The sequence below is a fragment of the Roseburia sp. AF22-2LB genome, assembly GCF_003461125.1.
GTDB classification, from domain to species: Bacteria; Bacillota; Clostridia; order Lachnospirales; family Lachnospiraceae; genus Roseburia_C; species Roseburia_C amylophila.
The window spans coordinates 137,309-149,355 of sequence record NZ_QTWM01000005.1 but is presented as its reverse complement, the minus strand read 5'-3'; the positions used below and the strand labels follow the sequence as shown (position 1 = coordinate 149,355).

Here is a 12,047-nt window from a genome sequence, read left to right as displayed (position 1 = left end):
TATCTCCATTTCTACATAATTTCCGAAAAAATCTTTGCAAGCACTTGCATCTTCTCATCATAACTAAGTGACTCGCCAAAGTTATCAATTGTGGATTTAATCTTATTAAACATAAGCTGACTTGTACCTGACAATTCTCCTTTATTGAACTGTGTGATTTTTTCTTCTTCATTTCCAGTACTAATAGTTACCTTAATTTCATCAGCACCAACATTATCTTGCACTTGATAATTATTTAATTGAGTTACCATCTTTGAAAATGCTTCGTAGAAATCTTCAATCTTAGAATCATTCCAATATTCAATTTCAAATCCAGTAACTACTTTGCCTAACTCTTGTATGATTTCCTCATCATTTGTAGACAAATTCATATTGGCCAAATAGTCAAGCATCATACTTGTCTGATAGTCAAATGACTTGAATCTTTTTTCTTTCCAATCAGATTCATATAATCTATTCAATTCAGCAGTAATTGAAATGTCAGAGTCAATTTCCAAAATGCTTCTCACTGCTTTTTCGACTGTCTGAATCTGAAGTTTTGTAACTCCTTCTAGCTCAAATACTATTTTTTGAACTAACATTTGTAATTCAGCCAAATCATCATCCAACTGTAATAAAGTTTCAAAGAAAAATTTATTATAATCTTTATGAGTAATGCTCATAATCTCTCTATATATTTTGGCTTTATCAGAAACATATTTATTTGTAGTACGAGCAGCTTTAGAAATTGAAACAAAATGCTTATTCATAGCTTCATATAGCTCTTTTAATCTATTCTTTGCCTTTTCATCAACAAATCGAGCGAATATTTTTTCCAAGCACTCAATATATTCACGTTCTGAGTCGCTCCAATTACAAATATACAAACTATAATCTTCAGGACTTTCCAGAGCTTTTAATAATTCTTCTTCACAGTAATCGTGTTCCGAACCATGAAAATAAATAGAAATGTTCTCATAGTCTCGCAAGCAAAACGCAAGCAAAATCGAGAGATATCCATCTCGTAAACCATATGGTGCTTTCTTTAATGTCTCATACAGTTCCTTTACACCTGTCTGTCCTTTTATACACTTGTGAATATATTTTTGAACTTCTCTATATACATATTCACCCGACACTTCTCCTGTTGGCAATGTATTTAGATTCCCTATATTGTCTTCACCATCATATAAACCATTTTTTGATAATACCGAACGAATAACCGAATGCTCAGGAGACATCAAGTTGCACTCTTCAAGCATATCTTCTTTATTATTCATAATGTAAGACAGTGCCTTCGTTCTAGCCAACCTAATCGCACCCGATACTGTATTTTTATTTATCAAATCATTGTTCACAATAATAGTTCTAGGGAAACTATTCATCATTATCTCAGACGCAATATCCGACACGTCTTTTCCACTCTTTACAACATGTTCGCATCCGTTGGAAACTACTGCAATTCCATCTGCTTCAATATTTCGCCATCCAGAAATAACATCTCGAAGAATACTCTTCTGTTCACTAAGATATAATTCAAGTTCTTTCTCTACTGTCGGATCATCCTTTTTTAATTCTTCACGTATAGAATAATAATATTTAATTGCAACATATCTCTTTACTTCATTAAGAATAGATTCTTCATTCTGATTAATCACCAGTATTGTTCTTTCTGGTAATCCTTCCTTTACTAGGTAATCGGAGATTTCAAACTTTTTATCCAAGACAAATGCAATCATTCCATCGTAGTATTTAGGAAGAAATCTTAGTAAGGTTTTCTTTGTTAAATCCCCTTTCAAAGCAAAAATTGGTAAAAATATACGATTCATGTGGAAATGCCAATTGTAGTCATATGGGTATATTACAAATTCTGCAAATTCCTCATTGAGGACAGATACTGCTGTTTCATCAGTTACTGATGAAACTCTTTCCTCAATCATTGAATCAAAGTCATAAATACTACTATCCAGGAAATCAAAGTAGCCATACTGTCTCATATACTTAATAATCTTCTGTTTCTCAAGATCATTTATAGCCGCTCTCACTATCTCTTTATCAGCATCAATAACATTAACCAAAGTCTCTTCATCTGAAGCAAGCGTTCCCGCATCATTAATAATGTAAATAACAGCCATTGCCTTAAGGACACGAATTTGGACAGTCCTTTCTACACCTAGTCCAAGTTTATTAATAGCCACCTGATATTTCTTATAGATTTCTCTAGCTTCACCACCTCTATAAGAATATATATTTTCTTCAAAATAGTCATAAATTGCATCCAGACCAATGAAATGAAATTCATTCAAATTCATTTTCTCAAGCAGATAAAATAATGAATAATCTTCATCACTAGCTAAATAAGTAAAAAATGTTCTCTCATTCTGTGCAACTTTCTTTGACAACCTATCCAAAGCATACAAAGTAATCGGATGCAGCGGATATCCACCCTCAAACGGATTTATTCCTTCATCTTCAGGCGGTAATAGAAATCCCTTAAAATCATACGCTTGCGTATATAACTCATTAAGTTGCACTCTAAACTTACGTTTAAACTCGTTCCATTCCTTCTTTTTAGGAATTATATGAGGAATTAATGACAAGCATTGATCATACTTTATATTAATTGATGTCGATTTAAAGCGTCCTTCTATCTTCTTCCACTCATCACTCACAGATTTTTTCATTTTGTCTGTATATAGTGACAACTGCTTATGTGATACAAGAATAAGATAATCGTCGAAATCCGAGTGGTCACAGAACTCTGCTAAATCCTGTACGTCCTTAACTTTTATATTCTCTCCTGTATCCTCAATATAACGTCCAAATTCATCAAAGACAAAAATAATGCCTCGATAATTGTCTGCAATAATAGTATTAGCCAACGTAATATTGTCAATCAAGTTACCGGCTTCACTTACAAACTCTGCACCATACGTCATTGCTCTGAACACTATATTAAATTCTTTTTCTGACTTGGTATCATAATTCTCCAAACCATTCAAAAGTTCCACTTCATCAATTTTATTAACCTTGTAAATTTCTTCTAATCTTGTTTTTGACTCTTGACCATTTCTCCACTTGTTAATCAACTTTAACGCATCATCGAAATAGCTTTTAAAACAAATGTCTATTTGGTTTCTTTCTAATTCTTTCTTTAACGAATATGTGATACATTTATCAAAATCACCAAAATTTGCATATATTGGAACTACAAGATATGGCTGTTCCTCTTTTACAAATCTATTAATTTCCGAAGCGAGAGCTTTATCATACTTTGATATAGCTTTCAGAAATTCCACAATACCCTTTCCATCTGTATTTACATGTCCTAACAAGTCACTTAATACAGTAAGTAAGTGTGATTTTCCTGTTCCATATGAACCATAAAGTATTCTTGAATGAACATCTGCATTTCGATTTATAATTCCAAGTAAGTATTCTTTCAGTATTTCTGTAGTCGTAACATTCGGAATAAAACCTGCTAATTTTTCGTCGTCCTTCATGTCAAAGCAGATATTGGCAGAGTACTTATATTGCTTTTTCTTTGTAACTAAACTTGTATAATTCATTATTTATCGTTCCTTATCAACATAATATTTTTCTACCAATCCAGCGTAATTATAACCATTAAACTCAATAAAACGATTTCCAAAGTTATTATTTAGATTGATATATTTCTTATTTTCTGCTTCTACAAGTAACTCAAGCAGTTTTGAATACTTCATTCCAAAGTACTTTCCAATCTGTCGTTTATCTTCCATTAACTTGTCGATGTTAATCTGTTTTCCTTGCTGACTATCAGCTAAATTATCCATCGCTATGGCATAAATAAGTATTTCTAACGGAACTTCTCTGCCTGTTAGACTTCTTTTTTCATATGTATTTTTTTCAGTCTCCCTGATAATCTGTAATGGAGCCAAAAAAGGATATGTATCTTCATCCATAATGCTATTTTTATCGAACTTAGCATCACTTACATATGTATTCTTCAAACAATTAAATTCTTTCTCTACTGCCGCTTTTTTGACTTTCATTCCATTTACTGACAAATAGGAGTGAAAACCTTCTACAAATGCTTCCTTTGTGATAACATTTTGTTTCCATTCGTTAAACATCCAGTACCAGGCAGTTGCATTCTCTTCGTTAAGAGCTAAATTTCTATGCATCAAAAGAAGAGAACCTTGCCTCTGAAAATACAAGTCATGCTGAAGAATACTCGTATAAATTGCTTCTGGAACAAGACGTATACCTCCCTGTTCCTTTTCCTCGTGAGTTAACCCCATAGCATCAGACCAATATCTAAGAGCTTTTATCATTACTCGACCTAACCCAATATTATCAATTGCCTCTTGTTCACTACTAGGAGTAAAAATCATGGCATCTTGCTCTACTGCCTGAATGATTTTTGTTCCCCATCCACTTCTCATATAAAAACTGCCATGCTTATTTACAACCATTGTCATTCTCCTCTATCTCAAAACTTGCAATATCTCCTAAATCGCAATTCAAATATCTACAAATTCGTTCCAAGACATCCATAGACACCTTTTCGCCCTTTCCCATCTTTGCGATAGTTGTAGAACTAATATTTAACTGCTCCGTAAGATCTTTTTTTTGTAGTTTTTTATCAATTAAAATTTTCCATAGACCATTATATGATACTGCCATAATTAACACCTTTCATCTTAATCGCAGATTATATACTTGATCTACATTATATCATGTTTACACTAATTCCGCCAGCATAATCTTTAGATATATAAAGATTGATTTTATTTTTATAAATTTCTATATTTCAAATATTAGAACTGGAATTTAGTTTTTCATTTGACCATTTCAAATATTATAGCAATAGGTTGGCTATTCTAACCAACCTATTACCTTACTACTCAATCGCTATTTTGTTCTTTTTCTATCACCAAATTTTGCTCTTTGTCAGTGTTAATTATTCTACACACAACCCCGCCATCAACTACAAATACTACCTTTCCCTTCGCCTTATCTCCAATCTTATCATACAGCCTGCCTGCACTCATAGATTCACCCTTTACAGTAAAAGGGCTGTTAGCCACATATCCTATCTTTCCAAGTCCTTTTATCTTTACCTGTATTGCTTCCTTGTCGTACTCATTATCCGGCTCTTTCTCAAGTTTGACTTTCATTCCTTTTTCCATAAAATCACTGCCAAAATAACGGCTGCAACCTGCTATTGTAAAATAAAGTTCTTCCATAGTGGTCTCCTCTCCACACATCTTATCGGCTTTACCAATCTTCTCCGTACTCATCCATTGCATCATCTACACCATCTGCATAATCGCTGTCTCTGTCATATCTATCATAGTCATAATCGCCATCCATATAGATATCATCATAGCCATCATCATAAGAGTCATATGTACTCTTCTTTGTCGTTGTGCTTTTCTTTGTGCCGCTACTATATGATGAATTATTTGTTGAATTTGATTTACTATTGTAACTACTGCTTGAACCAGAGCTACTTGTACTACTCTTAGAAGTACTGCTGGATGATTTATTGCTATATGATGAACTGCTATGTGATGTACTGCTTCCAGTATATGGTTTATGCAGATAACAATAACTACTTCCACTTGCCTGCTTATTATCACATCCTGCCTTAATGCACTTAGGCTCACTTGCTTCACCTATTGAACCTATTACAAACAGAACACCTATTATCACAAAAAATATTGCCAGTCCTTGTCCAAATGAATTTTTTCTCATACAAATCAGCCTCCCTTGCAAAAAACTCAGTCAAAATCATAATCATCCGGGTCTAACCCTGCATCTTCCAATGCCTCTGCCCTGTCATCAGGATCCATAAGTTCTAATTCATCAACATCAAGTCCTGCTGCCATTGCATCAATCTCAAAGTCCTCCTTTGCGTCATCCCCGAAGTCTCCGGCATCTCCAAATAATGCTTCATGTTCTTCCCTGCTGGTGCAAAGCATTTCTCCTGTAAACATCATTTCTGCACCATCTATTTTGCCATCGCCATTTAAATCCATCCAATTTTTCATTGCCATACCTCCTGTAATCAAGAATTATCAAGGTTATTTGTTTTTTCTGATTACATAGTACTACTTATGCTGTCCTATAATCATCACTTGTATATCGAATCTTTGTTCTTTTGCATGCTTATTCATCATCTTCTTCAAGTTGCTGTTCTATTTTCTCTTCTCTGTAATCAATAATATCCGCAATCATAAGTACTATCTCTGACACTACCACTAGTATCAATCCCGTCTTTGCCAGTGTCTTTCCAACGAGATCATCTGTTTTCTTTGCCGCCTCAACACTTTTTCCAAGCAGACCTATCAATCCTATATTTGCCAATCGCTGTAAATTCCTATTTATAGATTTATTTTCTCTATGAATTTCTCTTAATATTGTCTTATTTATCATGGTAATTATCCTCCTTATTTTCAGCCAACCATATCTTCTACTATATGCATATTCTCTTCCTGACCTTCATCTACAAGCTGCATTTTGGTTACTTCACTATGTTCCGGGACTTCCATTATGTCTTCAATTTCCGCCAGATTATCTTCACAGGTATCAGCCAGGGATTCACAATCAATGTAGTCTGTCAATGCATACAGGCAGTTAAGTTCTTTTATTTTTGCTTTTTTCTCAAGCCTCAGCTCCTTAAGTCTCTTAAATACTTTATACCCCTGAGTCACATTACAATTAGCATCTTCTATTTCCAAAAGGATATTTTCAATCTCAGTATCTAGCTCTTTGATATCTATCTGAAGATTTATTATATATTGCCCGGCATTTCTATAAAATTCTGCCTGCTGCCTTGCAAATGAAACCCAGTCATTCTCTTTTTCATCCAACGGAGTATAACTTCTTTCTTCTACCATTGTTACTTCGCCATCCTTTTCATCAAATGTAGGTTCAATACTATATCTTTGCTTTGTATCTGAGCTAATATGAACTGTTCCATGTATATCATCTTTTTGTAACCGTCTGTCTTTAAGTATACAGTTTTCAAACAATTCTTCGTATTTTCTAGGTTTATACTTTCTTTTTTCCAGACCCTTGATACTTTTTAATGCCTGCTTTGCCTTAGTGACATTTGTATTCGTCCCAAAACTATTTTGAAAATATTCAATTCTTTGCAGTTCATCCTTGATATCTCTTCTGTTTTCCCTGCACACTCTTAACAGCTCAATCAAATCAGTTGCTTCATTATCATCTGTTTCACATAATTCAATATAATGAAGAATATCGCATATCTTCTGTTCTATATCTGAATGTTTTTTTGACAATTCATCCCTATAATCCTTTAGGCCTTCTACCAGGTATGTAAAATGTGTAAGATATTCTGCCCAGTCCATTTCTGATAGGTCATATGATGCAACATTTTTCTCAATCGGTTCCATTACCTCATCATATGTTAGTTCTTTTACTGGTGAAACATATTCATCATTATTTTCTTCCTGCTCTTCTACCGGTAATGCACTGAAATTGTCACTTATTTCATCACTGCCAGATACTTCCCGGCTCATATCTTCCACATTTTCTTCAATCGGAACCATACAATAAAATGCTGCTTTCTTGCCCACACATATTCGGCTGTTTGCCTGTGCAAATGTAAATACTGTTGCGTCCTGTTCCCCCGCCACAGCTACCAACTGATCTGCTTTATTGGTTCTATAATAGTGACCACTATAATCCATTATGTAATATAAAGAATCCGTTTCCATAGGCACCTCCTATTCTAAATGTCCTATCATTTCTACATACCTCATAATATTCACACATAATGCAATATCCCATACAATCCTTAAAATGTAATACTTTTTTCTAATCTAATACCATAACCTTGCCTGTTTCAAAAAAACAAGAACCAGTAAGAGCTTATCTCTTATCTGATTCTTATTATAAAAACTAAGGTGTCCCATAAACACACCTTGCATATCGAATCTTTGTTCTTATTTTTTATATTGTTCTATCAATCTGTCTATTTCAGCATTCATCATTTCAACAACATTATCTGGTCCTGTAAGTGTTACACCCTCACCAAGCCCTATGATCCATGCTAAAAATTGTCTGCTAACAGCAATTTCCACATTGATTGCGAAACGTTTATCGTCCAGTCTGATCATGGATACATCTTTGCCAAAACGGTCTATCATCACACCTGCAAAAGAATTATCGCATTCAATTCGTATCCATTCCTCTTTTCCTCCATACATGCCAAATGTTTTTCTGGCATATGCAGCCATATCAAAGGATTTAAACGCCTGTCTTCCTTCTCTTACTTTGCCATTTAACTTGATAGAAATCATTTTATCTACACGAAAATGCTTTATTATCTCATCATTGCTATCATATGCAATAAGATAGTAGTTTTCATCATCCCATGATAAAGACCATGGACTAACCTCATAAGGTGCCCCCTCATGACGCAGCTCCATTTTCTTATCAACATTCCATTGGAAATATTGAAATGTTATCCTTGAATTCTCTGCTATTGCTGTATGTATCCTGTCAACATTATAATAAATACTTTCATTCATTGTCTTTACACGACCAGCTACAAATACCTGTCTGTGTAACTGAGATGCTTCATACTTACTAGCAAGTCCTTCTATCTTTTTAATAAGCTCATTTGACTTCTTAGCAGTAATAAATTTTGCCGACTGTACAGAATCAACTAATAATTTTAACTCTGCCAATTCAAACTGCCTGTTACCTATATGATATGAATATGTCCTGTCTTCCTGCATTCCTATAACATCCAGACCATACACTCTAAGATTTTCAATATCATTATATAAACTCTTTCGCTCAGCACTTATGTCATATGCTGCAAGTGCATCAATAATCTCTGGCATAGTAATACTGTGTGTTTCATCTGTCCGCTCCAGAAGAATTTTCATAAGATATATCAGTTTCAATTTCTGATTTGATGATTTAGGCATATTGTACCTCCAAACTCCCCAATAAAACTAAAAGCTTCTTCTATATAATACCATAGATAACCATAACACACCAAATAGTAATACGAAAAATCCAATAAACTTACCGATTGCAGCTATTCCTGAATAATCGCCCTCACAACTATCCAACTTTATTCTCTTTATTTCTTTGTTATTTTGTTTCTTATTCAGTTCTGTAATAAAACTATCTAACTTCAAGCTTTTCATACTTCTGTTTTCTGCCAAACTAGTACCTTCACGCATTCCCTATCCCAGTGCCACATCCAGTATCATCATCAGCAGAAATCCTACTGAAAACCATATGGTTGCAATATTCGAATGGCTGCCTGTGGATGCCTCCGGCAGCAGTTCCTCGATTACCACATAAATCATGGCGCCCGCTGCAAACGATAACAGATACGGCAGAATCGGAATCACTATGGATGCTGCTGCAATGGTTATAATTGCAGCTATTGGTTCTACAATGCCAGACAGTGCACCATAAAGAAATGCTTTTCCTTTTCCGGTTCCTTCACTGCGAAGTGGCAAGGATATAATTGCACCCTCCGGAAAATTCTGAATGGCAATACCGATTGCCAGGGCAAGTGCTCCTGTCAAAGTAATATTTCCGCTGCCCATCAGAAATCCTGCGAATACTACACCCACTGCCATCCCTTCCGGAATATTATGTAAGGTAACTGCTAGTACCAGCATGGTTGTTTTTTTTAGGTGTGCTTTAATTCCCTCCGGCTCATCACTGTTTAAATGTAAATGCGGAATAAGCCTATCCAAAATCAGCAAAAATGCAATTCCAAGGGCAAATCCAACTGCTGCCGGAATAAATGACAACCTTCCCATTTCTTCTGACATTTCCAAAGACGGAATCAATAGTGACCATACCGACGCCGCCACCATGACTCCGGACGCAAATCCCAGCAGGGATTTCTGCACCAGCGGCTTCAACTCCCCAGTCATAAACAGCACACAGGCCGCCCCTAAAAATGTTCCTACAAACGGAATCCAGATATATACTCCAATCATATAAAACCTCCTTTCACATTTGCTATTCTAAAGTAGCATTTCATTATCTTCTCATAAAATTCTTCTCTCATATAGAATTTATCTCATAAAGTTTCTACTCCAGCGTAAGATTCAAGTACCCATTCTCCGCCTCATCACATCCGGTTATCATGCCAAAATCTTTTTTCTGATAGCCCGGTTTTTTTTTACCATTTCCGACTCGTTCTTCTCTTTCAACTGCCGCCAAAGATTTTCTGACTCTGACCGGAACTTTTATCCGAAGACGCTTTAATACCGCCAGCAAATCCTGCTCTGATAAAGTTGTTTCCAATACTTCGATTACATTTTCCTCTTCCCGGAATAATAAAAGATCCTCTCTGCCATGGTGCTGCACTTTATAAGCATAACCATCTGCATAGTCATTTTCCAGCAACGCATAAGTGATTGCATCCTTATCCCAGCGGATATAACCATTTCCCATAAAATAAGCATCCCGAAGCTGCACATACTCATCCGGTGTCACTGTAAGCAGCCAGTATTCCTGCTGCCCTTTTTCTTCCCCTTTTGCTTCTGCAATTTCGTCCGGAAGAATGGTTCGCTCTGCTACGCAAAATGCCATACGGAAGCCCAGCTTCTCATAATAGTATATGAGGCTTTCGCTGGCTGGTTCTAAGACAATCGGTGTCTGAAAATGCTGTTTTCCTTTTTCTAACAGTATTTTTGCATAGCCCCTGTCCCGGTATTCCGGCAGGGTTGCTACTGCATAAGCATAATGTACCGGTATCTCACCTTCCCCGGTCACAAGATACGCCTTAAGAAATGTTGTCATTGCCACAGGCTTCTTATCTTCCATACACACCAGCATATTTTCTTCCGTAAACCGGTGCGTGAAATAGAATTCCATATAGTCCTCTTCATCCCCGAAGCACCGATGCCAAATCTCTTTTATCTGTGGAATCATCTCTTTTGTTGCAAACCGTATTTCCATCTTAAATCTCCCGTGCAGTATAATTTTTCAGCAAAATATCAGGATAATAGGATAATTTTGCCTTTCGCAGTCCTTCATCCCCGGCATCATCTTCTCGGTTTACATAACTATACTCCTGACAATTATGCATTACAAACTGCTGGTTAATCATTGGATAAGCACCCTGTATTTCCGGAAATGCTTTTTCAAAATGCACTACATAAGTATCGGAATTTAATCGTTCTCCTATGGTAAATGCTACGATTTCTCCAGCCTTACGCAATATGCCACCTTCTAAATGCAACTCATCAAAATATTTCATTGCCTGATTCAGGGCACACTGCTCATCACTCATATCCTCATTCCACTTGCAGGCTCTCCGGTCGCACCACTTAAGATTCATATCATAGCATTCCTGCTTATTTTCCGCTGTCATTGGCTCATAACTCCAATCCTCGTCATCTTTAAATCTTGCAATGTGATTTCGTTTGCCATGAAGCTTCTTTCCTGCCAGACTGGTCAGCTTGTCCACTGTATAAATATAATCAAAGCTGTCCCTGTTTTCTTCGATCTGAAAAATACCGGAAAAATACGTTTCTAAAAACTCCCGGTCTGCCTCCTCAATACTTTCAATATAGAGCTTGCTGTTATCTTCTTTTGCATGTGTAAGGAGCTGCATAATTGCTGCCTTCTTATCTCCGGCTCCAATTGGGAATGCATAACAGTCTTCCCCTTCTGCATCGAATTTTATCACGCAGCAGCCGCAGACTTCTGCCACTTCCACTTTATATATCACAGACCAGATAAAGTTATTTGCAAAGCTGTATTCGCAGCCCTGTCTGTTATCTTCCCTAAGCTTTTCACTCATCCAGTCTCTGTCATCTATGGTTATTGGTCTAAATTCTATCATATCATCTTCCTCATTCTCTTTTCTTCTTCAATTATTATACCCCAGATTGTCAAATTCTGCTCCTGCCATAAACTACTTGAAACATATTTTCAAGTTTATCGGAACAAAGAATGTGCCTTGGCACTTTCTCGTGCCTGCGGCGGTCGCTTGCGACATCTACCTTATACGCCGCAGTGTGCATCCTCGCGGAGCGTTTTTTACTTTACAGGAAAACAATTTC

13 protein-coding genes are annotated in these 12,047 nt (G+C 36.0%); all 13 read right to left on the bottom strand.

Annotated elements, in window-relative coordinates:
- Positions 1-11: 11 nt before the first annotated feature.
- Positions 12-3,548: a hypothetical protein gene (locus tag DWX96_RS09285; RefSeq protein WP_118057312.1), complete on the bottom strand. Its 3,537-nt coding sequence runs from the start codon at positions 3,546-3,548 to the stop codon at positions 12-14.
- Between the two features lie 3 nt (positions 3,549-3,551).
- Positions 3,552-4,436, bottom strand: a complete 885-nt coding sequence (locus tag DWX96_RS09280; protein ID WP_158561840.1) for a DUF4007 family protein — start codon at positions 4,434-4,436, stop codon at positions 3,552-3,554.
- Positions 4,423-4,647, bottom strand: a complete 225-nt coding sequence (locus DWX96_RS09275; RefSeq protein WP_118057310.1) for a helix-turn-helix domain-containing protein — start codon at positions 4,645-4,647, stop codon at positions 4,423-4,425. Before DWX96_RS09275 ends, DWX96_RS09280 begins: the two co-directional genes overlap by 14 nt.
- Positions 4,648-4,868: 221 nt before the next feature.
- A complete protein-coding gene (locus DWX96_RS09270) occupies positions 4,869-5,210 on the bottom strand; it encodes an HIRAN domain-containing protein (protein WP_118057309.1) in 342 nt (113 codons plus the stop codon).
- A gap of 31 nt (positions 5,211-5,241) precedes the next feature.
- On the bottom strand, positions 5,242-5,721 hold the full coding sequence (locus DWX96_RS09265) for a hypothetical protein (protein WP_242988772.1): 480 nt from the start codon (positions 5,719-5,721) through the stop codon (positions 5,242-5,244).
- A gap of 26 nt (positions 5,722-5,747) precedes the next feature.
- Positions 5,748-6,017, bottom strand: a complete 270-nt coding sequence (locus DWX96_RS09260; protein WP_118057308.1) for a hypothetical protein — start codon at positions 6,015-6,017, stop codon at positions 5,748-5,750.
- Positions 6,018-6,135: 118 nt separating this feature from the next.
- Entirely contained in the window at positions 6,136-6,402 is a 267-nt protein-coding gene (locus tag DWX96_RS09255; protein ID WP_118057307.1) for a hypothetical protein, read from the bottom strand.
- Between the two features lie 20 nt (positions 6,403-6,422).
- Positions 6,423-7,712: a hypothetical protein gene (locus tag DWX96_RS14600; RefSeq protein ID WP_242988771.1), complete on the bottom strand. Its 1,290-nt coding sequence runs from the start codon at positions 7,710-7,712 to the stop codon at positions 6,423-6,425.
- Positions 7,713-7,940: 228 nt separating this feature from the next.
- Positions 7,941-8,933 (bottom strand): helix-turn-helix transcriptional regulator, encoded by a 993-nt coding sequence (locus DWX96_RS09245; RefSeq protein ID WP_118057306.1) that lies wholly within the window; start codon positions 8,931-8,933, stop codon positions 7,941-7,943.
- Between the two features lie 27 nt (positions 8,934-8,960).
- Positions 8,961-9,176: a hypothetical protein gene (locus DWX96_RS09240; RefSeq protein ID WP_147337978.1), complete on the bottom strand. Its 216-nt coding sequence runs from the start codon at positions 9,174-9,176 to the stop codon at positions 8,961-8,963.
- A gap of 21 nt (positions 9,177-9,197) precedes the next feature.
- Positions 9,198-9,971, bottom strand: a complete 774-nt coding sequence (locus tag DWX96_RS09235; RefSeq protein WP_117841744.1) for a ZIP family metal transporter — start codon at positions 9,969-9,971, stop codon at positions 9,198-9,200.
- A 94-nt stretch (positions 9,972-10,065) separates the two neighbouring features.
- Complete coding sequence (locus DWX96_RS09230; protein ID WP_117841743.1) at positions 10,066-10,938, bottom strand: GNAT family N-acetyltransferase; 873 nt, start codon at positions 10,936-10,938, stop codon at positions 10,066-10,068.
- A gap of 1 nt (position 10,939) precedes the next feature.
- The gene (locus DWX96_RS09225) at positions 10,940-11,827 is read right to left on the bottom strand and encodes a DUF2156 domain-containing protein (protein WP_117697998.1); all 888 of its coding nucleotides are present in this window, start codon (positions 11,825-11,827) and stop codon (positions 10,940-10,942) included.
- Positions 11,828-12,047: the final 220 nt, after the last annotated feature.

Coding starts and splice junctions, on each gene's coding strand:
- DWX96_RS09285 (WP_118057312.1), bottom strand. CDS start 3,548: ATGAATTATACAAGTTTAGTTACAAAGAAAAAGCAATATAAGTACTCT.
- DWX96_RS09280 (WP_158561840.1), bottom strand. CDS start 4,436: ATGGTTGTAAATAAGCATGGCAGTTTTTATATGAGAAGTGGATGGGGA.
- DWX96_RS09275 (WP_118057310.1), bottom strand. CDS start 4,647: ATGGCAGTATCATATAATGGTCTATGGAAAATTTTAATTGATAAAAAA.
- DWX96_RS09270 (WP_118057309.1), bottom strand. CDS start 5,210: ATGGAAGAACTTTATTTTACAATAGCAGGTTGCAGCCGTTATTTTGGC.
- DWX96_RS09265 (WP_242988772.1), bottom strand. CDS start 5,721: ATGAGAAAAAATTCATTTGGACAAGGACTGGCAATATTTTTTGTGATA.
- DWX96_RS09260 (WP_118057308.1), bottom strand. CDS start 6,017: ATGAAAAATTGGATGGATTTAAATGGCGATGGCAAAATAGATGGTGCA.
- DWX96_RS09255 (WP_118057307.1), bottom strand. CDS start 6,402: ATGATAAATAAGACAATATTAAGAGAAATTCATAGAGAAAATAAATCT.
- DWX96_RS14600 (WP_242988771.1), bottom strand. CDS start 7,712: ATGGAAACGGATTCTTTATATTACATAATGGATTATAGTGGTCACTAT.
- DWX96_RS09245 (WP_118057306.1), bottom strand. CDS start 8,933: ATGCCTAAATCATCAAATCAGAAATTGAAACTGATATATCTTATGAAA.
- DWX96_RS09235 (WP_117841744.1), bottom strand. CDS start 9,971: ATGATTGGAGTATATATCTGGATTCCGTTTGTAGGAACATTTTTAGGG.
- DWX96_RS09230 (WP_117841743.1), bottom strand. CDS start 10,938: ATGGAAATACGGTTTGCAACAAAAGAGATGATTCCACAGATAAAAGAG.
- DWX96_RS09225 (WP_117697998.1), bottom strand. CDS start 11,827: ATGATAGAATTTAGACCAATAACCATAGATGACAGAGACTGGATGAGT.